Source organism: Dyella thailandensis (genome assembly GCF_050749815.1).
Taxonomy (GTDB): Bacteria; Pseudomonadota; Gammaproteobacteria; order Xanthomonadales; family Rhodanobacteraceae; genus Dyella_A.
Map to the genome: position 1 here is coordinate 1,917,195 of NZ_CP192735.1, position 22,729 is coordinate 1,939,923.

The window sequence follows — 22,729 nt, forward strand, 5'->3', positions numbered from 1 at the left end:
TTCGCGAGGACACCGCCATGTACACGATCTACCGCCTGGTCGCGCTGTTCGCCTTCGTCGCCAGCATGCTCGGCTGCGATCACCCGCACCGCAGCTTCACCCAGCGCACCACCGCCAATGGGGTGGATGTGCTCGACAGCCACGTGGAGGTCCTCGTCGGCCGAGCCCACTTCGACTGCCGCGCCGCCCAGGATGGCCGCTGCCACTACACCGTGTTTGCCGAGGCGTGCGACGGCCAGGAGGCGTGCCGCCAGCCGCCGCTGAAACAGCTGACGGTCGACGCCGGCGCCGAGCAGGATGTCACCGGCCTGCCGGCCACTGCGCAGGTCTGCGTGCGCACCGACACCACCGCGGTGGACGCGCGCTGCCAGCCGCTGCCGCCGGCGTCCTGAGCGGCGCGAACCTGCGCGGGCGCGCGCCTATACTTCGCTCTCCGTCCTGCGAACCGTCGCCATGCCGCCGCGCCTTGCCATCGCCCTGGCTGCCCTGCTGGCGCTGGCAGCAACCAACGCCAGCGCCGACGACCCGGGCTGGGCTCGGACCTCGGTCACCTACGACGGCGCCGCGATTAGCAACCTCCACGGCGGTGTGGCGCGCTCGTCCACCTACGTCGGCAACCTGCACCTGCGCAGCCTGTTGGATCTCGAGCGCGCGACGGGTTGGACCGGCACCCACGCCTACGTCGATGCGCTGTGGATCCACGGCGGGCAGCCCGATTCGTTCGTTGGCGATGCCATGGGCGTCAACAACCTCAGCGCGTCGCCAAACCTGCAGCTCGAGGAAGCCTGGATCGAGCACAACCTCGCCCGGGCGAGCGTCTCGGTGTTGGCCGGGCTGTACGACGTCAACAGCGAGTTCGACCGCACGCAGTCCGGCGGGCTGTTTCTCAACAGCGCGTTTGGCATCGGGCCGGAGTTCGCGCAGACCGGCGTCGACGGGCCGTCGATCTTTCCGCGCACGGCGCTGGGGGCACGGGTCGCCTACAAGCCCGCCGAGGGCATGGTGCTGCGCGCGGCCGCGCTCGATGGCGTGCCGCTGATCCGCGATGGCGACCGGCTGCGCGCATTCCAGCGCGGCGATGGCCGTCTATACGTTGCCGAGCTCGCCCTGCTCGACCGCCCCGGCGCGCGCCCGCCCGGCGATGCGCGCCTGCGCATCGGCCGCAACGCCATGCTGCCGATGTACGCCGGCAAGCTCGCCATCGGCGCGTGGCACTACACCGCCACTTTCGATCGGCTCGCACCCGGTTCCAATGCCGCACGCCAGCACGGCGCCACCGGGTATTACGCGGTGGCGGATGGCACCGTCGTGCGCGACCCACACGACAGCCGCCGCAGCCTCTCATTGTTCGCGCAGATCGGTGCGGGCGATCCAGCAGTCGCACGCTTCGGCCGCTACCTCGGCGTCGGCACCGTGCTGGCCGGTCCGTTCGCGCAGCGCCCCCAGGACGAACTGGGTTTGGCCGTCGCCGTAGCGCGCAACGGCCGCCCCTACCGGCAGCAACAGGCGCCACAGCCGACCACCGCCACCGAACGCTCCATCGAGCTGAGCTACTTGGCCCAAGCCACCGAATGGCTCGCCGTGCAGCCCGACCTGCAATACGTGATCCACCCCAACACCGACCCCACCGCACGCAGCGCGCTGGTGTTCACCCTGCGCTTCGAACTGTCCACCGACCTGTAACCCACGCCCTCCTGTAGGAGCCCGCTCGCGGGCGATGCCTTTCGCCTTGATGTGGCATCAGAGCCAGAAGCATCGCCCGCGAGCGGGCTCCTACAGGAGATGAGCGGTGTGGTGGCGACTGCCGCACGGCATCCCGGATTTAGACCGTCCGGCTACCGGCCCACGATGCACCCGCCCGTGTGTAGGAGCCCGCTCGCGGGCGATGCCTTTCGCCTTGATGTGGCATCAGAGCCAGGAGCACCGCCCGCGAGCGGGCTCCTACAGGAGATGAGCGGTGTGGTGGCGACTGCCGCACGGCACCCCGGATTTAGACCGTACGGCTACCGGCCCACGATGCACCCGCCCGTGTGTAGGAGCCCGCTCGCGGGCGATGCCTTTCGCTTTGATGTGGCATCAGAGCCAGAAGCATCGCCCGCGAGCGGCTCCTACAGGGGTGAGCGAGGGGTGATGACGCTCCGGGTGGCTTGCAGCATGAGTCCAGGGCTCGCGGTGGCCTGCTTGTCCCTGCTCCGACGCGCGGTATAACATGCGTTATAACCATCACGCGGAGCCCGCCATGAAGCTCAAGATCACCAGCATCGGCAATTCCGCCGGCGTCATCCTGCCCAAAGAGTTGCTGGCCCGCTTGCGGTTGGAAAAAGGCGACGAGCTGTATGCCATCGAGACCCCCGACGGCGTGCGGCTGACGGCGTTCGATCCCACGCTGGCGCAGCAGATGGAGGTGGCCGAAACGGTAATGCGCAAGCGGCGCAGCCTGCTCAACAAGCTGGCTCAGTAGGGGGACTCGCCATGATCGTATGGATCGAAAAGGCGCTGGCGCTCGCCGTGCATGATCGTCAACTGGCCGAGCACGGCGGCATCGCTGGCGTGCGCGATGAACGCTTGCTCGACTCCGCACTGGGGCGACCTCAGCAACGTCATGCCTACGGCGAACCGCCTCCGGATCTCGCCGATCTTGCCGCCAGCCTGGCCTTCGGATTGGCGCGCAATCACCCTTTCATGGATGGCAACAAGCGTACTGCCGCGGTGCTCTGCGAAACCTTCATTCTTCTCAACGACGCAGAACTGCAGGCCGACGACGTCGAGTTGTATCCGATCTACATCGCCCTCGCCGAAGGCAGCCTTACCGAGCAGGAGTTCGCCGACTGGTTGCGACCGCGCCTTATCCTGGCCGGCGATCCGCAGGTGAACGAGGCGGCGCCCCGTTACGGGCGACGTTGAGCGGAGCGTTGAGAGAATCGCTGCAGCGGGGGTGGCGTCGAACTGGGCCGCCTCGCCATTGTCGCGGCAGAAGTCTTCGGCCCGGATTCGCCACAACGAAAGCATTTAGGCAGCCTCGCGAGGGGCACTCGAACCCCCTGTAGGAGCCCGCTCGCGGGCGATGCCTTTCGCTTTGATGTGACATCAGAGCCAAAAGCATCGCCCGCGAGCGGGCTCCTACAGGGGGTGCTGTGCGCACCGGAGATGTGGGACGGCGGCGGACCTTCGTGGCCGCCATTGCCGCGAATGCGCCAGGAGCTCGTCACCCCGCTTGATCGTGCGCAATAGACCGCGCCCGGCGACCGACCAAAAAAGAAGCCCCGCACTGCGGGGCTTCTCACATCACTCAGGTTAGAACACCGATCAGTCGGCGTTCTTCGCCAGCCAGGCATCCACGTCAGACAGGCGATCGTTGCGGATCATCATGCGGTACTGGATGTTGGCGATCACCGTGTTAGCCACGCGACGCGAGCCCTCGGCGATGTGCGCATCGGCGTACGCCTTGATCTTGTCGATCATCTCCGGCTTGAACGAAGTGGCGCCCAGGGCCGGGTAGTAGCGGCTGGACGAGGTGGAGTCGACCAGCTTGTCGACCTGCTCGCGGTGCGCCACGGCGAAGTCGAAGGCCATGTCCGGATGGTCGTACGACACGATGCGGATCATGCCCGCGCTGTTGGTGGCGCCCGGCTCCGGGGTCAGCGCCAGGTCGAGCGCCTGCTTGGCGAGCGCGTCATCCTTGGCCACCGACAGCATGGCGTAGAGCTGGTCCTTGATCAGCGGCGTGGTCTCGGCCTTGGCCTCGTCGTGCAGCTGGTTCCAGGTGGCAGCGTCAGCGTTGCGGGCGACGATGGCGGTGATGGTCTTGCGCAGCGGCACCGGCACGGCGTTGGGGTCGGTCTTCTGCGCGGCGAAGCGGCGGCGCGCCTCGGCGATCACGTCCTTGTCGCCCAGGCCGGCCAGGGTGCCGATCATCTGCGTGCGCAGCAGCGCGGTCGGCACGCTTTCGCCGGCCTTGGCTTCCCAGCCGATGCGCGCGAACACCGGGCGCAGTCGCTCCAGCGCGAACGCGCGGAAGCGGGTCTGGCGCGCCTCATCGCCCTTGTAGTAGCTGTCGATGGCGCTGAAATAACCGGCCACCTCGCCCCACACCTGCGGGTCGGCGTCGGCCGGGGTGGCCTTGGCCAGCTCCAGCACGTTGGCCACCGGCTCCTGGCCGGCCATCGCCAGCGCCCAGGTGTCGCCCATCAGGCCGAGCTGGTCGATCGGCGCCAGCTTGGCGAAGTCGCCCTTCAGCGCCGCGAACTGCTGCGGCGAGTACAGCGTGCGGTAGTAGCCGGTCTGGCCGGCGTTGACCAGCACCGGGCCGCAGCCCGGCACAGTCACCGAACCCTTGCCGTCCACCACGGTGGTGACCGGCTTGCCGTCGAGGGTCTTGGCGATCACCGGCACGTGCCAGCGCAGCGACGTCTTGTTCGGGCGATCCTTGGTGAACTCGCCCTGGCTCAGCAGCACCTCGGTCTTGCCGGCGTTGCAGGCAGTGGTCTGCACGCGGATCAGCGGGATGCCCGGCTGCAGCGTGAAGTCGTGCGCGATCTGGGTGATCGGCTTGCCGGCCGCGGCCTGCACCGACTTCCACAGGTCATCGGACACCGTGTTGCCGTAGGCGTGCGCCTTGATGTAATTGCGCACGCCGGTGCGCCAGGTCTCCGGGCCCACGTAGGCCTCGAGCATGGTGATCACCGCCTGGCCCTTGGAGTAGGTGATCGAGTCGAACGCCTGGCTGGCCTGCTCCACCGTCTCCACGTGCTGCACCACCGGATGGGTGGTGGCGACCGCGTCGAGCGACATCGCGCCTTCGCGCGTGCCGACCAGGTCGAGGTTGGTGTGCCACTCCGGGTGCAGCTTCTCGGTGGTGCGCTCGGCCATCCACGAGGCGAAGCCCTCGTTGAGCCACAGGTCGTCCCACCAGCTCATCGTCACCAGGTCACCAAACCACTGGTGCGCCATCTCGTGCGCAGCGGTGTTGAACACACGCTGCTTGTCGCCCTGGGTGGAGATCGTCGGGTTGAGCAGCAGCGAGTATTCGAAGGTAAAGATCGCGCCCCAGTTCTCCATCGCCGAGAAGAACTGGCTCTGGCCCGGCGCGGCGATGTTGTCCAGCTTCGGCAGCGGGTACTTCACGCCGAAGTAGTCGTTGTACTCGTGCAGCACGGCGGCGGACGACTCCAGCGCAAAGTCGGCCTGGTCAACCATGCCCTTCTGCGCGATCACGCCGATCTCGGTGCCTTCGGCCATCTTGGTGGCGCGCTCGAACTCGCCCACGCTGAAGAACAGCAGGTAGGTGGACATCTTCGGCGACTGGCCGAAGTGCACCTCGGTCATGCCGTTGCCCAGGTCCTTCTTGGAGACGATGGGCATGTTGCTCACCGCCATGTCCGCGCTCGGCACGGTGGCGGTGAGGTCGAAGGTGGCCTTGTAGTTCGGCTCGTCCCACGAGGGGATGAAGCGGCGCGCGTCGGAGTTCTCAAACTGCGTGTACAGCGCGCGCTTCTTGCCGGCCTTGGTGTCGTAGTCCAGCGCGAAGATGCCGTTCGCCTGGGTGCCGATCTTGCCGGTGTAGGTCATCGCCAGGCGGTACTCGCCGGCCGGCACCGGGTGATCGAAGGTGAAGGTGGCCGTCTGCGCCTTCTCATCCACCGTCACCTTCGGCTTGCCGACCATGATCTTCAGCTTGGTCGGCGTCAGCGAGGCCTCGGAGAACGTGAGGTCCGCCGCGTTGAGCGTAATGCTGCTGGTGGGCTTGAGCACATTCAGCGTGATCGTGACCTTGCCGTCGAAGGCGAGCTTGTCGGCATGCGGCACCACGGCCACGTCGTAGTGCGTCGGCACCACGCCACGCGGCAACTGGGTGGTGGCCTCGCGCATCGGCGGCGCCTTGGCGGTGGCCGCAAGCGGGGCCATCGACACGCCGGCCAGGGCCAGCGCAATGGCGGAAACGAGATAACGACGCATGACTTCTCCTGCAGGATGAACCCGGTATCGGATACACGGCGACCTGCGCCGCACCGGACCGGAAGACGGAAACGGATTGTCCCCATTACTCCCATGGTGAGGCGCGCGCCGTCGGCCGGACACGGCCGGAAGTCACGCCCAAACATGCTGCAGCGCCGCGAGACTGAATCATCGCCATCGATCACCCGGGCGCCGTCAACTCCTTGCGGCGGGCTGGCGTTACTGTCCGCGCCCACCGGTCGGTGCCGCCAAACCCTTGCAGCGCAAGGATTTACGACACCCCGGCGACGCAAGACGCCGTTTGCCCATCCACGCACCTGAGGAGATCACCATGGCACCTCGCACCACCGTTCGCCGCAGTCTGATCGCCCTGCTCGCCACCAGTGCCCTCGCCGCCACCGGCGCCATGGCGCAAGCCACACCCGTACCCCACCACCCGCGCGTCAACGAAGTGAACAAGCGCGTGGACAACCAGCAACAGCGCATCGACAAGGGCGTCGCCAACGGCACCATCACGCCCAAGCAGGCCGCCCGCGACGAGAAGCACGACGCCAACATCGCCCAGCGCGCCAGCGCCGACGAAGCCCGCCACAACGGCCACCTCACCAAGAAAGAAACCGCGCACCTCAACCGCGCGGAGAACCGCAATAGTCGGCATATTCGGAAGCAGCGCCGGCATTGAGCTAGCTGCCTGAAACGAACGAGGCCCCGTGATGCGGGGCCTTGTCCGCTCTGCCGGCTGACGCCATCGCCTCAGCGACGCCCCTGCAGCGCCGGGATCACGAACGTCGGCACCAGATCCTGCAGCTTGTACCAGGTGGCGAAGTCGCCGTAGTTGCCGGCCTGGATGCCCACCACCAGTTCCAGCTCCGGCACCACGATCACGAACTGGCCGCCGTTGCCCTCGGCCGCGTACTCGCGATACGCGTGTCCGTCCACGGTCATCGTGTGCAGGTGCCAGCCGTAGCCGTAGCGATGATCCGGCGTGAACGCGCTGTGCTCGGCGGTCGAGGCCTTCACCCACTCGGAGTCGACGACACGCCGGCCGTTCCAGCGTCCGCCGTCGAGATAGAGCTGGCCGAGCTTGAGCATGTCGCGCGGCCGCATGTAGATGCCGCCGGCCAGGTACGCGCCGCCGCCGGGCATCAGGTTGATGTGATAGTCGCGCATCTGCAGCGGGTCACCCACGGTGCGGCGGAAGAAGTCCGGCAGCCATGCGCCGGTGGCCTGGGCGACCACCGCGCCCAGCAGGTTGATACCGGCCGAGCAGTACACCGCCTTGTGCCCGCCTGGCTCGCGCACCATCGGCAATGCCAGCGTGTAGCGGTACCAGTCGGACTGCGCCTGCTGGCTCTGCATGGCGTCCTCGTTGCCGGGGGACTGGTCGTCGCTATCGTCGCAGGTCAGACCCGAGGTCATCGTCATCAGGTCGGCCACGGTGATGCGGGCCTTGCGCGGATCGCTGGCGAAAGCATCGCGGTAGGCCGGAAGCATCGCGCGCAGCGTCGTGTCCGGCGTCAGCGTCTTGTCCTGCGCCATCGCCAACCCCACCAGCAACGGCGCAAACGTCTTGCCGGACGAGCGGCTGTCGTGCGGTCGGTCGGCGTCGAAACCGTGGAAGTAGCGCTCCACCACCAGCTTGCCGCGATGGGCGATCAGCAGCGACTGCACCTGCGGCGTACCGGCATCGTCGCTCTGCAGCAGGCGCGCCAGCAACGCATCGAGGTGTTTCGTATCGAAGCCGGACGAGGCGGGCGCCTCCGTGCCCCAGCCGTCCCCCAGCGTGAGCGGCGCGCGCCAGGCGGGCGTGTCGGCCGGCGGCGTGCTGGCGTAGAAGCCGATGGCATCCGCACGACCGCGCTTGGTAAAGGCGAACACGCCGATGCCCTGCCAGTTCACCTGCAGTTGCCCGGTCTCCTCGTCGTAGTTCGCGTGCAGCTGCCATCGTGGCCGCGCGGGATCGCCGAAGGTCACCGCATCGCCGTCCAGCGCCACGGTCATCCAGCGGTCGCGCGTGAGGTTGGCCTCCGGGTTGCGGAGAAACGCCCGCAGGCTGCCGTCGGCACTCCGCTCGATCTTCAGGTACTGCGACAGCCGCTCGTCCTGCGGCTGCACCGTGCCCATCCACACATCCGGCTGCGACCGGGTCAGCGTGAGCGGCGTGGCGTAGGCGCTGCGCAAGGCCGACGGCGGCTGCACCCAGAAGCCGTCGATGCGCGCATGGTCCGCGGACCAGTGACCGCGAAACGTGCCCAGCCCGCCCGCCAGCACCGCACGCACCTCGTCGCCCGCCCGCGACACCGGCGCCGTGATGCCGCCAATGTGCGCCTCGCCAGCTGCACCGCGCAGATCCAGCACCAGCCGCCCGGCCACCGGCTGGGTCATCTGCGTCTCGTTGCCCCACAGGCCGACCAGCTTCTCCGGACTGACCGCTGCGTGTGCCGGCAGCGCCAGCATCACTAGACATCCCGCCATCATCACGGCCCAACCGTTGCGCACGCGCATGTCTCGCCCTTTCCGTTGTGATGCGGCCCGCGTCGGGCCGCGCGCAGGCATCCTAGCCGGGCACCGTCATGCATTCTTGTATCCGGCAAACCTGCCGCGTCAGGCGTCGGCCACTGCCTGGCGGTAAGCGCGCGGCGAGCGCCCGAAGGCGGCCTGGAAACTGCGCGCGAAATGGGCCTGGTCGAAGTAACCACAGCGCGCGGCCACCTCCGCCAGCGCCTCGCGCGAGCTGGTCAGCAACGCCGCAGCCTTGGCCAGCCGGCAACGGCGCAGGTAGTCGCCGGGGGTGCAACCGAAATGGCGGCGGAAGCTGCGCGTCAGATGCACCGCATGCACCCCGGCCACTGTGGCCAGCTCGCCCAGCGAAAGCTCGCTTCCGCAGTCGTCGTGCAGCATTTCCCGCACCCGCCACAGCCACGGCGGCAGATGTTCGCGCCGCTCGCGCAGCGGCGCCGAGGCCGCATCGAGCAATTCCGCGCACAACGATTCGGAGTGCAACGCGTCCGACGCCTCCCGCGTCGTCGCCAGCCCGGCCAGCCGCCGCCACGCCTCGCCCTCGCCCGCGGCGAACGCGCGTGGCCGATCCGGCAAGGCCACCGCCTGCGCGTACTCGCGCAGCGTGCCCATGCCCAGCGTCACCGTCATGAACTCCCCACCCACCCCATCGCCCCGAAACCGGTCGCGATGCAACGTACCCGGCGGGTTGTAGATCACCAGCGGCTCCCGCGCCAACGCCGGGGCGCCCTCCGCACTGGAGAGATACTCGCCGCGCAGCAACACCACGAAATGCGCCTCCGCATGCGTGTGCTCATGCACTTCATGCTCCGGCACCGTGGGCACCATCCGCGTCAGCGCAAAGCCGCCCGCGGACCAGCAGGTCTCGGTGCGGCCGAGGAAGTGACCTTGGGGGAAGATGGACGTGCCAGGCAGCGCTGTCATGCGGTCAAGAGCATCCTAAGGATCGCTACCTTTTACACCTTCCGCCGCGTGGAAAGTCCTTTGCGATACCTGCCCAGCCTCCCTGCCGGCCAATTCTCCAGCAGCATCAGCATCAGCCCTGCAACTCACGGAATTGAAGCGGCGCGCCCCTCGGATCTGGCTCGCAGCGTTTCGTAGAGCTGCCCCGGGCCAAGCAGGATATCCATCAACCCGCTTTGGGTACGCTCCGACTTCAGCGCCTGCGAGCTCATAACCGAGTGCGCATCGAGCGCGTCGATGATGGCATGCACCAGCGCTTCGCGAAGATCTGGCGAGCTGGCGAATTGCTCCTTGCTATTGCTGCCGGCCTGCTGCACCAGGGTGTCGTTTTCCAGCAACTTACCCTTGAGCACGCCGTTGACGTAGACGAGCTGGTCGCCGTCGGTGACCTGCCCCTCGAACAAGCCGTTCACCTTCTCGATGATCTCGGCCAGCAAGGCCCGCTCCTTTTCCTGCACCGAGCCACTGCCCACCGCATCGAGCGGCGGCAGCTTGTACTCGCCCTGCCCGTCCTTGAGGTTGAGCGGCTGCCGCCCGGCGCTGCGCAAGGTGTGGTGGGTCAGCACCACCCTGGACAGGTCCACCGTCTCGCGCTCACGCCCGAACTCCAGCAGCGGGATCAGCCGCTTGTAGAAAATGAAGCGCTTCTCGATGTCGGTGTTGCCGTAGTCGATCATCTGCGACAGGAACGCGTACAGCCGCACATAGGCACCCATGTCGCCCTTGAACAGCTGCAGCGCGTCCATGATGTCCTTCTGCGCCTGTGCCACCGGCTCGTCGCCGCTGCCCAGCGCATCGGCGCGGGCCAGCTGGGCGGCGCGGTAGCGCTTGAGCAGGCGGTCCGCCACGGGCGCCATCGCCGAACTCAGCTGGGCCTGCGTGGCGTTCGGATCGGTCTCGATCCTGGCCACGCGATCCACCTCGAAATCGTCGTAGTGACCGCTAGCGTCGAGCTTGGCGCGCAGGTCGAACACCAGGTGCGGATCGGTGGCCGCTTCCAGCTCGGCGGTGGCGTAGTAGGTCTTGAACGCGGTGAGGATTTCGGCCGCGTCGTTGACGAAGTCGAGGATGTAGGTGGTGTCCTTGCCCGGGTGCGCGCGGTTCAGTCGCGACAGCGTCTGCACCGCCTGGATACCGCCGAGCATCTTGTCCACGTACATGCCGCACAGCAGCGGCTGGTCGAAGCCGGTCTGGAACTTGTTGGCCACCAGCAGCAGATGGTAGTCCGGCTGCGCGAAGGCGTCGCGGATGTCGCGTCCTTTCAGGCCGGGATTGATATCCGCACTGGTCTCGGTGACCGGCTCGGGGAAGCTCTCCGGGTCGTTCACCTCGCCGGAGAAGGCCACCAGTACGCCCAGCGGGTAGTTCTGCCGCGCGATGTACTCGCGCACCGCCTTCTGCCAGCGCACGGCCTCCTTGCGGCTGCCGACCACCACCATCGCCTTGGCCTTGCCCGCCAGCAGCGGCTGCACGTGCTCGCGGTAGTGCTCCACCACGATCTGCACCTTGGCCGCGATGTTGTAGGGATGCAGGCGCACCCACTGCATGATCCCCTTCATCGCCGCACTGCGTTCCACCTCGGCCTGGTCGACTTCCCTGCCTTCATGAGCCAGCCGGAACGCCAGCTTGTACGGCGTGTAGTTGCGCAGCACATCGAGGATGAAACCCTCCTCGATTGCCTGCCGCATCGAGTACACGTGGAACGGCACCGGCAATCCGTCCGGGCCGGGACGGCCGAACAGCTCCAGCGTCTTGGCCTTGGGCGTGGCGGTGAACGCCACATAGGTGAGACCCTGCTGCCCACCGACACGAGCGGCCATGCCGGCCGCCAGCATGGTTTCGGTGTCCACCTCGCCGCCGTCCTGCAGCTCGGCCCACTCCTGCGCGCTCAGCAGCTGCTTGAGCTTGGCGGCGGATTCGCCCGTCTGCGAGCTGTGCGCCTCGTCGGCGATCACCGCGAAACGCTTGCCTTCGGTAGTGGCCAGCTCCTGCGCGGCGCTCATGGCGGCGGGAAAGGTCTGGATGGTGCAGACGATGATCTTCTTGCCCGCCTCCAGCGCAGCCTTCAACTGCGCGCTCTTGCTACCCCGCTCGCTGGTGATGGTTTCCACCACGCCCGCGGTGCGCTCGAAATCGAAGATCGCCTCCTGCAACTGCGCGTCCAGCACGTTGCGGTCGGACACCACCAGCACGCTGTCGAAAAGCTTGGCGTTCCGGTCGTCGTGCAGGTCGGCCAGGAAGTGCGCGCTCCAGGCGATGGAGTTGGTCTTGCCCGAGCCGGCCGAGTGCTGGATGAGATAGCGCTGCCCCGGCCCGTTCGTGCGCACGTCGGCCACCAGCTTTCGCGTCGCGTCGAGCTGGTGGTAGCGCGGAAAGATCACGCTGGTGAGGCGCTTCTTGTCGTCGCGCTTGCCGATCAGGTAGCGGCCAAGGATCTCCAGCCAGCTGTCGCGCGCCCACACCTGCTCCCACAGGTAGGCGGTGGCGAAGCCATCCGGGTTCGGCGGGTTGCCCGCGCCGCCGCCGTGGCCCAGGTTGAACGGCAGGAAGCGTGTGGCCGGCCCGGCCAACCGCGTGGTCATCATCGCCTCGGCCTGGCTCACGGCGAAATGCACCAGCGCACCGCCGGGAAACGACAGCAGCGGCTCGGCCACCCCGCCCTTGGGGTGCGGATGCCGGTCGTAGCGGTACTGGTCTACCGCATCGCCCACGCTCTGGGTGAAGTCGGATTTCAGCTCTGCGGTCGCCACCGCGATGCCATTGACGAACAGCACCAGGTCCAGCGCGTCGTTCGGGTTGTTCGGCGAGTGCTTCACCTGCCGCACCACACGCAGGCGATTGGCTGCGTAGCGCTGCTCCAGCGCCGGGTTCATCGCCAGCGCCGGCTTGAACTGCACCAGTGCCAGGGGCGCCTTCAGCCCGATCATTTCCACGCCCCGGCGCAGCACCTCCAGCGTGCCGCGCTCGTCCAGGTTCTTGCGTATGCGCTCGGCGAGGCGCGCCGGCATGGCCGGACCGTGCGCCTTGGTCAAGCGCTCCCAGCTCTCCGGCTGGGTGGTCTCGATCCACGCGAGCAAGTCCGGCAGATACAGACCGTGCGCGCGATCGAAGTACTGGGCGTCGCCCTCGGCGTAATGCCAGCCGTGGGCGGCGAGGTGTGCGCAGATCTCGCGCTCGAAGTGATGCTCGCGGTGCAGATTCATGCCCGTCCTTCCCCTGTAGATTCGCGTCCTTCCGCCATCGCCCGCAGGCGATCGGCCACCACGTCCGCGCGCTCCGGCTCGGCGATCAGGCCCGGCAGCACATCGAGAAAACCCGCTCGCGCCAGCAGACCGGCAAACGCCTCCGCGATGGCCTGCCGCACATCCGCGGATGCCTGGGCCACTTCCCGCACCAGTTCCTCGCGACCATCGACGATGTTCAACACGTCTTCCAGATCGTGGCTGGCGAGCACGTCGCCCCGCCCACGGCCGGCGAAGGCCTCCAGCTTGGTCGCCACGAAGGCCACCGCCGTCGCCCGCCGAATCTGCGTCCCCTCGCCCAACGGCACCCGCTGCGCAGTCGCCACGGCATACGGATACCAGCGATTGGCGAAGCCCAGCACGTCCGGGTTCTCCGGCATCAGGTCGAACACCACGCCGGAGTCGCGATGGATCCAGCGGCAGATCACGCCGCTGTCCGCATCCTCGCGAAAGCCCCGGCGTGCCAGCTCACGCTGGAGGCGTTGGAACTGCGCCCATCCGGCCTGTGCTACCGCATCCACGTCGACGGTGGCGCGCACGCCTTCGGCCAGCGGGTCAGTAACCAGCAATCCCGCCACTGCACCGCCCAGAAACACCACCTGCTCCCGCAGGTCGCCCAAAGCCTGCGCGATCACACGCAAGGTGGCCAGGTTCGGATCATCCCCGCGCATCCATACTCTCCAGCTCCTTGGTCAACAGGTCCGCCGCCAGCGAGCGCTCACGCGCCCGGCCGGCGCGAATCGCGTCCTGCAAGGCCAGCAGACGGTGCAAGGCGGGATCAAGCAACGCCGCCTGCGGAGCTGAGCGGTAGATCGGCGACAGGCTCGGCCCCTTGGCCGTGCCGGAAGGATGCGCCCACACCGGCGCTTCGTCGGCCGCAGCAGAAATCTTCCCCGCCAGCGGCGCCACGCCGAACGACGTCGGCACCCCGCGCTTCACCGGCCCCGGCTGCGCCGGCCACACATAGCGCACACCGTGCACGGCGAACTCGGCCAGTGCCGGACGCACCGGCACCCAGTCGCCGCGTCCGCGCGCCACGGCCAGGCCCGACGCCACCGCACGCTTCACGCAGGCATGCACTTCCGAGGCGCTGAGCGTCAGCGCCTCGCCCAGCGCGGCATAGGTCCAGCGCTGGCCCGGGTGGGCAGCTACCTTGAGCAATACCAGCAGGTCCTGCGGCTTGAGTTCCACGGCTCGGGCTCGTTATTCGCAATTCGCGAATCGCGAATATCGCGGATTAAACGGAGCACGGCAAGCGTGTCACTGCAGAAAGAGCCGGTCTCGTAGCGTCGGACTGACTCCCGCTAATTTCACTTGGACCCCAAACTGAAATTAGCGGCGCGATCAACGCTCAGACAAAGCCTGTTGCCCAATCAGCAACCAAGGTTGCCAAAACAGCAACACCCTCGCGTGCAGATCTGTGGTCGCTTCAGCCATCAACTTTCGCCATAACTGCGATCCAGCAGGGGTTTGGCCCGCTCGAAATCGGCCATCGTCCGCAGGCACAGCTCCAGGTCACCGGTGCCCCACGTGCCGATGTTGCGCACGTCGCGGCTGAAGCCCTCCTCCAGCGCCACCGTGTCCGGGTCCAGCTTCAGCATCACCAGCAGCTTGTCCCGGTACGGGATCACGCAGGCAAAGTTCTTCAGGCGCCGGAAAGCGACGTAGAGCTTCAGGTGCTTTTCCTGCACGTCGTCGCCCAGCGCCAGCAGGTAGCCGGACAGAGCCGTGTAGAGCTCCTTGATGACGGGCTGCGCCTGGCTGAGCTGCTCCTCCGCCGTCTTGTCCTTGCCCACCGGCTTGGGTTTTGTACTGGTGGTCGAGCCAGCGGCATCGGCCTTGGCGGTGGTCGCGTCGTCGACACTCACGCTGTTGACCAGATCGAGCAGCAACAGATCCTCGCCGAACAGCTTGTAGCGGATCAGCTCGATATTGCGCGGGATCTGCTGCACCGCGTGCTGGTCGTAGCGGGTGAAGTCAGCGGCGATGCACAGCAGGCGCGTGCCGGACCAGTCGATCTGCTCGGCCACCTCCTTGCCCAGCTTCTCCATCACCAGCCACTGGAACTCGGCGCGGTGATCCATCAGCCAGTCCAGATAGAACAGACCCTGGTTGATCACGTTCTCGTTGCTGTGACGCTTGTACTCGACGATCACCGGGCAGCCGTTCTCGTCCAGCCCCAGCGAGTCGATGCGACCCTTGTGGGTCTTGCCGGTGACGTACTCGGTGGCGAGGAAGCGCACGCCGAGGAAGGTCGGCATGTGCTCCTCGATCAGGGATTGCAAGTGCTTTTCAACGGCTGCCGCGCGGCCGGCCAGTTCCTGCGCTGTCCCCGAGGCGAGCCGGAACAATTGAATGTCGCTCATGCCATTTCCCTCCGGCTGCCTTCCATTGCCCGTAGCAGCAAGGCACGCATGCTCCGCGCGCCTTCGGCATACTTCGCCAACTCGGGATTCGCGCGAAGCAGCTCGGGCTCTTGATCGTGACTGCGCGCAAAAAGCGCGCGCTGCTGAAAATTCTGGGCGAAGTGCGGGAACTGAACCACAGTCAGGCCGTGGTCTCGCAATCGATCGATCACCGGCTTTCCCTCGAATCGAAGTTCGTGCATGGCGTCCCATGCCGGCTTTCCGAACACAACAACCCAGCGCAGGGTGGGATAGGCCCGCAACTCACCAACCAGACGTTCGGTTGCACAACGATTCGCGGCCGGGCTTGCTGCAATGTCCGGCGCAGCGAATCGATAGCCGTCATCCACCATCAGGCAGCACTTCACGACCGAGGTAGTGAGGATGGCGGGGTTGTCATTGAGATCGCCGTCCAGCGATATCCCAAGCGCATCTGCAAACCCATGTGCTGCAAGAAGTTGCTTGATGACCTCCTGCGCCCCGTGGAACGCCGCATGACTGGCAGCTTGCTCCACCGGCATTGTGGCCAGCGCCCGAGCGAAAGTTTCGATCTGACCTCCCGGGGTGATCCCCACCAAGGCCACGACCGGTGCGCCCGGACAATTTCCCAAAGGCGCGAAGCGCAACTTCCGCTTTCCCTCCACCGCGATTGTCAGCGCGTCCAGATCAAAAGCGCCCGCCTTGAGCATCCCTGAGCGCCGACAACAATGCTCGGCGAAATCAACGTCCTTGACGGCATGAAAAGTTATTGACGACTTTACGGGCTTGGCAGTCGTGACCATCTCTTTCGTCACGGCCGGTGAAGCAAGTTGTGCAACCTGCGAAGGCGAAGCCGGGACAGTGCTTAGAGCGTCGGGTGCCACAGCATGGTCCGCCACGGGCGCGACGCTCACCCCAAGAACGGCAAGCAGCTCCGTCAACGCCGACAAGTCGGGCACGTCCACGGCAATTCCGGTAGCGCTCGAGCCCGGCTTGTACGGAAACGTGGACAGGTTGGTGTTCTTGTATAGGTAGTTGGGGCCCAGCTTGGCGACACGGGTTGCATCAAAGCCTGCACGCTTAGCCGTCGTCGGATGCAATACGAGCGGCTGTTTGGCAACCGCCTTGGGCTTTTCCCTGCGCTCGCTGCGAGAGACCTTGACGTAGACTCGCTGACCACCCATCGCCGGATGGGCATAACCCAGGGCATGGGTCTTGTCCTCCACTTCGTGGAAGCCGTAACGCTTGAGCGATGCCGCGATCTGCAATGAATCCATTCTGACCTCCCCTCGGGCGTTACAAATAATTTTTACTGACGCGCGCGCACGTCGATCTTGCCGGTGACGGCGGCGGAGATCAGGGCGCTGCGGCGTTCGCGCAAAAGCTCGACCGCCTGTTCCGCCGAATCCGCGAGCCGATCAAATTCGGATTGAAGGACTTCGATAGATCGGTTGATTTCGCGCTGCTCGTCAACCGGAGGCAAGGGAATCTTCCGCGATGCCATGACTGAAAGCGGGATGCGGGATCTTGTCGAACCCGACGAGAGATTCCCGGCATCGTAGGTCGCACCGACGGTCAAAGCCCATGCAGCGAACTCCGGGAGGGCGCGATCGGTGTCCAGCCGAAAGCGAAAGCAATCAGCCTTCACCAGAGCAGGATAAATATGCTCGGGAGCAACGCATGCGCGGCCCACGACGTTGTTGTCATCACCGAGGCCCCCGATCAAAAGATCGCCCTCTCTGACCTCGTGCCTCGCCATCTCGGATTCGAAATATCCAAGCTCGATGAATGCGGCATCCCGGTCATCAAATCGTCCACCGCGAATATTTTGCAGGCGAATTACCCGAGCCCCCTCTTCGACGTAGTGATCGGACTTGAGGCCAGAACCGAACGGACCGTCGCATTTGCTGACAGTTACCCGCCCCAAGGCCATGACATCCCAATGCGCCGGCACTTCGCCCAGCCAGGGGATGCCGGAGTCCTTCAGGGGGACGTTGGGGTTGAGGCCGCGGGTGACGGCGTGGGAGATGGTGGCCTGACGCTTTTCGGCCAGCAGCGCCAGCAGCTTTTCCTGTTCGGCGATTAGGGCGTCGATCTTGGCGGTTTCGCGGTCGAGGAACGCGACGATCGCCTCCTGCTCTTTCAACGGCGGCATCGGTAGGAGAAGGCTACCCGCATCTGCCCACCTGAAATCAGTGGAGCGCTCTCGGATACCTTTCGCTAGCGAGGCAATGAAGCCACCGATGGCCATGTATCTCAGGACATGTGCGTAGTAGTGGGAATTGGTTGTCCCCATCTTAGGACGGCAGACGGAGTAGACCGGCGTGGACTTGCCATCAGAGTCCGAGACCCCAATCGCCCCGGCAAAGGCGTCCATGGCGTGAATAACGAGGTCTCCACGCCGAACACCCTGATACCCAATCTCTTGGAGAGCATTCGTAAATCCATCTGTCCTGCGATTGCCTCGCAAGGTGACTTGGCCATCTCTAAAAGCGGTGACTATCTCGTCCTCATCACGGACCGGGCGCTTCATCAAGTCGAACAGATATTTTGTGCGCCGTTCGTCCCAATGCGCAGGCATCTCCCCCAACCAAGAGATCCCGCTTTCCGTGTATTCCGGATACCGCGGCAGGCTCACGACCGTACTCCGCGCGAGCCAAGACGCTGGATGCCAGCCTGCGCTGGCATGTCGGTGAGGGTGATGGGGACGGTAGCGGTCGTGATGGTAAGGGGGAGCTGGGTGTGGGCGTGGGAGTGCGGGTGGGCGCGGTGGGGCTGGGGCGGGATGGGTTGCGTGGTCATTCGGCCAGTTCTCCCAGCATGGCCATGATCCGCGCGGACACAGCCTTCAATTCCTCGTCGATGGCGTACAGCGGGCGCGGCGGCTCGAACACGTAGAAGTGGCGGTTGAAGGGAATCTCATAGCCCACCTTGCTCTTGGCCTCGTCAATCCAGGCGTCGGGGGCGTGCGGCAGCACTTCACGCTCGAAGTAGGCCTGGATGTCCTCGCCCAGCGGCACGTTCTCGGTGTCGCGCAGGCTGCTGTCCGGCTGCGGCTGGCCCTTCTGCTTGCCCTTCTGGCCCAGCACCACCTTGCCCTGCTCGTCGCGCAGCGGGCGCTCGACGGTGATGGTGGTGTAGCCGAACTCCTCGTTGCGGAAGATGCGCGCCAGCGGCGCCACCTTCACCTTGCTGCCGGGCGGCGGCTCGGGGGCGAATTCGGCGGCGGCGATGATGGTGCGCTCCACTTCCTTGCCGTCGGCGTCGAACACGGTGGCCAGTTCAGCCTCCTGGAATTCGCCGAACAGCTTGGTGATGGCGTCGATGTGCGCGTCGCTCATTTCCTTGCGCTTGGAGCCGAGGCTCTTGCGCATCTTCTGCCAGAAGCTGCCGGCGTCGATGAGTTGCACGTAGCCCTTGCGGTCGTGCTCTTTCTTGTTGGAGACCACCCACACGTAGGTGGCGATGCCGGTGTTGTAGAACATGTCGGTGGGCAGGGCGACGATGGCCTCCACCAAGTCGTTCTCCAGCAGATATCGGCGGATCTCGCTTTCGCCGCTGCCGGCGCCGCCGGTGAACAGCGGCGAGCCGTTGAGCACGATGCCGAAGCGGCTGCCGCCGTCCACCCCCGGGCGCATTTTGGACACCAGGTGCAGCAGGAACAGCATGGAGCCGTCGGACACGCGCGGCAGGCCAGGGCCGAAGCGGCCGTCGAAGCCCTTTTCCTCGTGCTCCTTGCGGATCGCCTTCTCGACCTTCTTCCACTCCACGCCGAACGGCGGGTTGGACAGCATGTAGTCGAACTTGCGCGCGGCGTGGCCGTCGTCGCTGAGCGTGTTGCCGGGCACCATGTTGGTGACCTCCTGCCCGCGGATCAGCATGTCCGCCTTGCAGATGGCGTAGGACTCGTCGTTGAGCTCCTGGCCGTACAGCGACAGGCGCGCCTCCGGGTTGTGGTCGCGCAGGAACTCGGCGGCGACCGAGAGCATGCCGCCGGTGCCCGCCGTGGGATCGTAGATGGCGCGCACCACGCTGTTGCCGGGGGTGAGCACCTCGTCGTCCTCGATAAAAATGAGGTTGACCATCAACCGGATGACTTCGCGCGGGGTGAAGTGCTCACCGGCGGTTTCGTTGGAGAGTTCCGCGAACTTGCGGATCAGCTCCTCGAACACCAGGCCCATCTGCACGTTATCGACACTGTCGGGGTGCAGATCGACGTTGGCGAACTTTTCGGTAACCAGGTACAGCAGGTCGGCCTTGGCCAGCCGGTTGACCTGGGCGGCGAAGTCGAAGCGTTCGAAGATCTCGCGTACCTCGGACGAAAAGCCCTGCACGTAGCTGTGCAGATTCGACTCGATGTGGTCCTGGTCGCCTACCAGCATGGGCAGGTCCAGCGGGGAGGCGTTGTAGAACTTCACGCCCGATACGCGACGAAGAAACTGATCGGGGTCGATCTCGGCTGCCTCGCGCTTCTTCTTTTCCGCCAGCACCTTGGGCTTGGTGGCTTCCAGCACGCAATCCAGCCGACGCAGTACCGTGAACGGCAAGATCACCCGGCCGTATTCGGATTGCTTGTAGTCGCCGCGCAGCAGGTCGGCGACGGACCAGATGAGGGCCGAGAGGGAGGTTTGGTTCATCGCGAGGAAGCGCCCCTGGAAACAACTGGATGGTGATGCACTGCATCCTGTCCGGCGCCCCCGTAACCCGTGGACGTCGGCGCGCAGCGCGGCAAGCGGGTGATCTTAGGCGGCATGGGCGCAACCACCAAGGGCGGATATGCCCACTCACCATCCGCCCCGAGAGCGCCGCCTTGCGGGGTGGGAACCAGGCGCTCCGTCATCACGCTGGCGCCCCCTCGCATGAAAGCGCGATGTGGCTCCGACTTGACGAAACCGGTACTCGCGGAAGCGCATGGTGCGCGAAGATTTGCCCCTCTAGGAGACGCGACCATGATCTACAAGAAGCAGACAACCAAACCCCTCGTCCAGGCCGTCGAAGCCATGCAGTCCGCAGTGAAGGCCCACGGCTTTGGCGTGCTGCACACCTACGACTTCAAGCAGACGCTGGCGGACAAGGGTTTTCCGTTGGCCAACGGTTGCATCGTGATGGAGGTGTGCAACCCGAAGCAGGCGTCGGAGGTGCTGGCGATGGACATGACGCTGAATATGGCGCTGCCGTGCCGGGTGTCGGTGTACGAGCAGGACGGCGCGACCTGGATCGGGATGGTGCCGCCGACCGACCAGCTGTCGCTGATCTCGCGCGATCCGCTGATTGCCGAGGCGGCGCGCGGCGTGGAGGCGACGATGAAGGCGATTATCGACGCGGCGGTGTAAGAGCGGGCAGCACCGAGCATCGCAGGGGCGCGCCTGCCACCGATATGGCGAGTGTGCCGAGGGCGCTCCCTCCGCTCACGCCGGCAGCGGCGCGACCAGCAACGCGGCGCGCCCTTCAGGTCCACCACGGCGGCATGGGCGCGCCCGATGAGCGCAGCCCCGCCGCAGCCTCACCAGATCCTCACCACTTCTCCCGCCGGCCGCACCATCGCATCCCCGGCCTTGCATGAGAACGCGCGGGCGAACGCGGGCATGTTGCCGACGGTGCCGAGGATGCGTTCGTGCGGTGGGGCGTGCGGGTTGCTGGCGAGGTAGACCAGGGTCTGTGCCTCGCGCATGCGGCCGCGCCAGATGCGGGCGAAGGCGAGGAAGAAGCGCTGATCCTGGGTGTAGCCGTCGATGCGGCTGGCGGCTTCGGCGGGGTTGGCTTTCAGTGCCGCTTGCAGGGCGTCGTAGGCGACGTGTAGGCCCCCAAGGTCGGCAATGTTTTCGCCCAGGGTGAGGCGGCCGTTGACGTGCACATCCGGGTGGTTCGGCAGCGGCACGTAGGCGTCGAACTGGCGCGCGAGCGCGTCGGCGCGGGTGTTGAAGCGGGCGTTGTCCTCGGGCGTCCACCAGTCGGCCTGGTTGCCCTGCCCGTCGAACTGGCGGCCGGCATCGTCGAAGGCATGGGTGGCTTCGTGGCCGATGGCGGCGCCGATGCCGCCGTAGTTGATGGCATCGTCGCCGTCGGCGAAGAAGAACGGCGGCTGCAGGATGGCGGCGGGAAAGGTGATGGAGTTGTCCTCGGCGCGGTAGAACGCGTCCACCGTCTGCGGCAGCACGCTCCAGCGCGTGCGGTCAGTGGGCTTGCCGATGCGCGCCATCGCGTCGCGGTGGTTGTAGCGCTGCAGCGCGCGCACTTTATCGTAATAGCCGCCGGCGCGCAGATCGAGGCCGGTCCAGTCGCGCCAGTGATCGGGATAGCCCACCTTGGGCAGGAACGCACGCCACTTGGCCAGCGCGCGGGCCTTGGTGGTGTCGCTCATCCAGTCCAGCGCCTGGATGCGCGCCTGCAGCGCCGCCAGCAGCCGCGTCACCAGCACCCGCGCGCGCTGCTTGGCCGCGGGCGAGAAGGTGCGTGCCACGTACTGGCGGCCCATGGCCTCGCCCATCTGCGCGTTCACCGTACCCAGCACTTGCTGCCAGCGCGGCTTGGGCTGGGCCTGGCCGGTGAGCGTGTGGCCGTGGAAGTCGAAGGCGGCGTCCTGCCACGGTTGCGCCAGATATGGCGCGGCGGCATCCAGCGCGTGAAAGCGTAAATAGGCGCGCCACTGCGCCATGGGCGCGGTGGAAAGCTGGTGGTCGAACGCAGCGAAGAAGGCCGGCGGCGCCAGCGAGAATTCACTGTCGGCGGGCAGGCCCTGGGCGGTGAGGAAGGTGCCCCAGGCGAAGTGCGGCGTCAGCCGATCGGCCTGGGCCGGCCGCACGGCATGAAACTGGTTGGCCGGCTGGCGCGCCTGCACCGGTGACGGCGTGGCCTGCGCGAGGGCGGTTTCCAGTGCCAGCGCATCGTCCGCCGCGCGGGATGGGTCGGGCGTGCCCGCCATCTGCAGCACGCGGGCGATGTAGGTGCGATAGGCGGCGCGCTCGTCGGCGTAGCGTGCGTCGGTGTAGTAGTCGCGGTTGGGCAGGCCGAGCGCGGCGGGTGCGGCGGCACCGATCTGCCGACGCGCATCGCGGTAGTCGCCCTGCACACCGAAGCTGAATACCAGCGGCTGGCCACCGGCGAGCGTGTGGGTGATCAGGTGGGCAACGTCCTGCGGACGCTTCAGCGCGTCGATGGCGTGCAGCATGGGCTGCATCGGCGCGAGGCCGGCGCGGTCGATGGCGGCCCTATCGATGCCGGCGCGATACAGCAGGCCGAGCTGGCGGCGCGTGGGCTCGGTGCGCGGTGCATCGACGGCACGTACGGCGTCCTCGGCGATGTCGTGCTGCACACCCAGGCTCGCCAGCGTCAGCTGATCGAACACGCCCCAGCGCACTTCGTCCGGCGGGATCGGATGCGCCGCCAGCCAGCGTGCGTTGACGAAGCGATCCAGATCCACGCACGGCGATGCGGTGCGATCGAGCTCGCTGGGATCGAGCGGGCGGCTGGCGTCGCCCGCCCACGCGCTGGCGGCAGTAAGCAGCGCAAGCGCGAGCGCGGCTGGAAGGCGCAGACGAAAGCAGGGCATGGCGATCCTCGCTGGCATGAACCGGCCCAGCTTACCCGCCACATTCCCTCGTTGCCGCCGGTGCCGTCATCGCGCGCTTGCACCACGCGCTGCCGACGCATTCTGGACGCCGGCTG

Annotated in this window: 17 protein-coding genes; 6 read left to right on the forward strand and 11 right to left on the reverse strand. The window is 66.5% G+C overall.

Annotated elements, in window-relative coordinates; genetic code table 11:
- Window positions 1-17: 17 nt before the first annotated feature.
- The 4 genes from ACQVBX_RS08950 to ACQVBX_RS08965 all read left to right on the forward strand — a co-directional run bounded on the left by ACQVBX_RS08950 (window position 18) and on the right by ACQVBX_RS08965 (window position 2,904).
- On the forward strand, window positions 18-392 hold the full coding sequence (locus ACQVBX_RS08950; RefSeq protein ID WP_431638019.1) for a hypothetical protein: 375 nt from the start codon (window positions 18-20) through the stop codon (window positions 390-392).
- Between the two features lie 61 nt (window positions 393-453).
- On the forward strand, window positions 454-1,683 hold the full coding sequence (locus tag ACQVBX_RS08955; RefSeq protein WP_431638020.1) for a carbohydrate porin: 1,230 nt from the start codon (window positions 454-456) through the stop codon (window positions 1,681-1,683).
- A 556-nt stretch (window positions 1,684-2,239) separates the two neighbouring features.
- Window positions 2,240-2,461 carry an AbrB/MazE/SpoVT family DNA-binding domain-containing protein gene (locus ACQVBX_RS08960; RefSeq protein ID WP_431638022.1) on the forward strand — a complete coding sequence of 74 codons (222 nt, stop codon included), beginning with the start codon at window positions 2,240-2,242 and terminating at the stop codon, window positions 2,459-2,461.
- A gap of 11 nt (window positions 2,462-2,472) precedes the next feature.
- Window positions 2,473-2,904 (forward strand): type II toxin-antitoxin system death-on-curing family toxin, encoded by a 432-nt coding sequence (locus ACQVBX_RS08965; protein WP_431638023.1) that lies wholly within the window; start codon window positions 2,473-2,475, stop codon window positions 2,902-2,904.
- A gap of 402 nt (window positions 2,905-3,306) precedes the next feature.
- Here the strand turns inward: ACQVBX_RS08965 and ACQVBX_RS08970 are convergent, their stop codons facing one another.
- Complete coding sequence (locus ACQVBX_RS08970; RefSeq protein WP_431638024.1) at window positions 3,307-5,955, reverse strand: M1 family metallopeptidase; 2,649 nt, start codon at window positions 5,953-5,955, stop codon at window positions 3,307-3,309.
- Between the two features lie 331 nt (window positions 5,956-6,286).
- Between ACQVBX_RS08970 and ACQVBX_RS08975 the strand changes: the two genes are divergently transcribed.
- On the forward strand, window positions 6,287-6,637 hold the full coding sequence (locus tag ACQVBX_RS08975; RefSeq protein WP_431638025.1) for a hypothetical protein: 351 nt from the start codon (window positions 6,287-6,289) through the stop codon (window positions 6,635-6,637).
- 71 nt (window positions 6,638-6,708) lie between these two features.
- Here the strand turns inward: ACQVBX_RS08975 and ACQVBX_RS08980 are convergent, their stop codons facing one another.
- The 9 genes from ACQVBX_RS08980 to ACQVBX_RS09020 all read right to left on the reverse strand — a co-directional run bounded on the left by ACQVBX_RS08980 (window position 6,709) and on the right by ACQVBX_RS09020 (window position 19,701).
- Complete coding sequence (locus ACQVBX_RS08980) at window positions 6,709-8,460, reverse strand: serine hydrolase domain-containing protein (RefSeq protein ID WP_431638026.1); 1,752 nt, start codon at window positions 8,458-8,460, stop codon at window positions 6,709-6,711.
- Between the two features lie 99 nt (window positions 8,461-8,559).
- Entirely contained in the window at window positions 8,560-9,399 is an 840-nt protein-coding gene (locus tag ACQVBX_RS08985; RefSeq protein ID WP_431638027.1) for a helix-turn-helix domain-containing protein, read from the reverse strand.
- Window positions 9,400-9,524: 125 nt separating this feature from the next.
- Window positions 9,525-12,641 carry a type I restriction endonuclease subunit R gene (locus ACQVBX_RS08990; RefSeq protein ID WP_431638028.1) on the reverse strand — a complete coding sequence of 1,039 codons (3,117 nt, stop codon included), beginning with the start codon at window positions 12,639-12,641 and terminating at the stop codon, window positions 9,525-9,527.
- A complete protein-coding gene (locus tag ACQVBX_RS08995) occupies window positions 12,638-13,351 on the reverse strand; it encodes a hypothetical protein (RefSeq protein ID WP_431638029.1) in 714 nt (237 codons plus the stop codon). Before ACQVBX_RS08995 ends, ACQVBX_RS08990 begins: the two co-directional genes overlap by 4 nt.
- A complete protein-coding gene (locus tag ACQVBX_RS09000) occupies window positions 13,338-13,871 on the reverse strand; it encodes a MarR family transcriptional regulator (protein ID WP_431638030.1) in 534 nt (177 codons plus the stop codon). Before ACQVBX_RS09000 ends, ACQVBX_RS08995 begins: the two co-directional genes overlap by 14 nt.
- Before the next feature lie 245 nt (window positions 13,872-14,116).
- Window positions 14,117-15,046 (reverse strand): DUF5655 domain-containing protein, encoded by a 930-nt coding sequence (locus ACQVBX_RS09005; RefSeq protein WP_431638032.1) that lies wholly within the window; start codon window positions 15,044-15,046, stop codon window positions 14,117-14,119.
- Window positions 15,043-16,341: a hypothetical protein gene (locus ACQVBX_RS09010; RefSeq protein WP_431638033.1), complete on the reverse strand. Its 1,299-nt coding sequence runs from the start codon at window positions 16,339-16,341 to the stop codon at window positions 15,043-15,045. The genes ACQVBX_RS09005 and ACQVBX_RS09010 overlap by 4 nt, the downstream gene beginning before the upstream one ends.
- A gap of 32 nt (window positions 16,342-16,373) precedes the next feature.
- Window positions 16,374-17,702 (reverse strand): hypothetical protein, encoded by a 1,329-nt coding sequence (locus tag ACQVBX_RS09015; RefSeq protein WP_431638034.1) that lies wholly within the window; start codon window positions 17,700-17,702, stop codon window positions 16,374-16,376.
- A gap of 160 nt (window positions 17,703-17,862) precedes the next feature.
- The gene (locus ACQVBX_RS09020; RefSeq protein ID WP_431638035.1) at window positions 17,863-19,701 is read right to left on the reverse strand and encodes a type I restriction-modification system subunit M; all 1,839 of its coding nucleotides are present in this window, start codon (window positions 19,699-19,701) and stop codon (window positions 17,863-17,865) included.
- Window positions 19,702-20,013: 312 nt separating this feature from the next.
- Between ACQVBX_RS09020 and ACQVBX_RS09025 the strand changes: the two genes are divergently transcribed.
- Window positions 20,014-20,397 carry a DUF302 domain-containing protein gene (locus ACQVBX_RS09025; protein ID WP_431638036.1) on the forward strand — a complete coding sequence of 128 codons (384 nt, stop codon included), beginning with the start codon at window positions 20,014-20,016 and terminating at the stop codon, window positions 20,395-20,397.
- Between the two features lie 170 nt (window positions 20,398-20,567).
- Here the strand turns inward: ACQVBX_RS09025 and ACQVBX_RS09030 are convergent, their stop codons facing one another.
- Window positions 20,568-22,613 (reverse strand): M13 family metallopeptidase, encoded by a 2,046-nt coding sequence (locus ACQVBX_RS09030; RefSeq protein ID WP_431638037.1) that lies wholly within the window; start codon window positions 22,611-22,613, stop codon window positions 20,568-20,570.
- Window positions 22,614-22,729 lie beyond the last annotated feature (116 nt).

Bases quoted from the DNA above. Each gene is read 5' to 3' on its own strand.
- ACQVBX_RS08950 (WP_431638019.1), top strand. From the start codon at position 18: ATGTACACGATCTACCGCCTGGTCGCGCTGTTCGCCTTCGTCGCCAGC.
- ACQVBX_RS08955 (WP_431638020.1), top strand. From the start codon at position 454: ATGCCGCCGCGCCTTGCCATCGCCCTGGCTGCCCTGCTGGCGCTGGCA.
- ACQVBX_RS08960 (WP_431638022.1), top strand. From the start codon at position 2,240: ATGAAGCTCAAGATCACCAGCATCGGCAATTCCGCCGGCGTCATCCTG.
- ACQVBX_RS08965 (WP_431638023.1), top strand. From the start codon at position 2,473: ATGATCGTATGGATCGAAAAGGCGCTGGCGCTCGCCGTGCATGATCGT.
- ACQVBX_RS08970 (WP_431638024.1), bottom strand. From the start codon at position 5,955: ATGCGTCGTTATCTCGTTTCCGCCATTGCGCTGGCCCTGGCCGGCGTG.
- ACQVBX_RS08975 (WP_431638025.1), top strand. From the start codon at position 6,287: ATGGCACCTCGCACCACCGTTCGCCGCAGTCTGATCGCCCTGCTCGCC.
- ACQVBX_RS08980 (WP_431638026.1), bottom strand. From the start codon at position 8,460: ATGCGCGTGCGCAACGGTTGGGCCGTGATGATGGCGGGATGTCTAGTG.
- ACQVBX_RS08985 (WP_431638027.1), bottom strand. From the start codon at position 9,399: ATGACAGCGCTGCCTGGCACGTCCATCTTCCCCCAAGGTCACTTCCTC.
- ACQVBX_RS08990 (WP_431638028.1), bottom strand. From the start codon at position 12,641: ATGAATCTGCACCGCGAGCATCACTTCGAGCGCGAGATCTGCGCACAC.
- ACQVBX_RS08995 (WP_431638029.1), bottom strand. From the start codon at position 13,351: ATGCGCGGGGATGATCCGAACCTGGCCACCTTGCGTGTGATCGCGCAG.
- ACQVBX_RS09005 (WP_431638032.1), bottom strand. From the start codon at position 15,046: ATGAGCGACATTCAATTGTTCCGGCTCGCCTCGGGGACAGCGCAGGAA.
- ACQVBX_RS09010 (WP_431638033.1), bottom strand. From the start codon at position 16,341: ATGGATTCATTGCAGATCGCGGCATCGCTCAAGCGTTACGGCTTCCAC.
- ACQVBX_RS09020 (WP_431638035.1), bottom strand. From the start codon at position 19,701: ATGAACCAAACCTCCCTCTCGGCCCTCATCTGGTCCGTCGCCGACCTG.
- ACQVBX_RS09025 (WP_431638036.1), top strand. From the start codon at position 20,014: ATGATCTACAAGAAGCAGACAACCAAACCCCTCGTCCAGGCCGTCGAA.
- ACQVBX_RS09030 (WP_431638037.1), bottom strand. From the start codon at position 22,613: ATGCCCTGCTTTCGTCTGCGCCTTCCAGCCGCGCTCGCGCTTGCGCTG.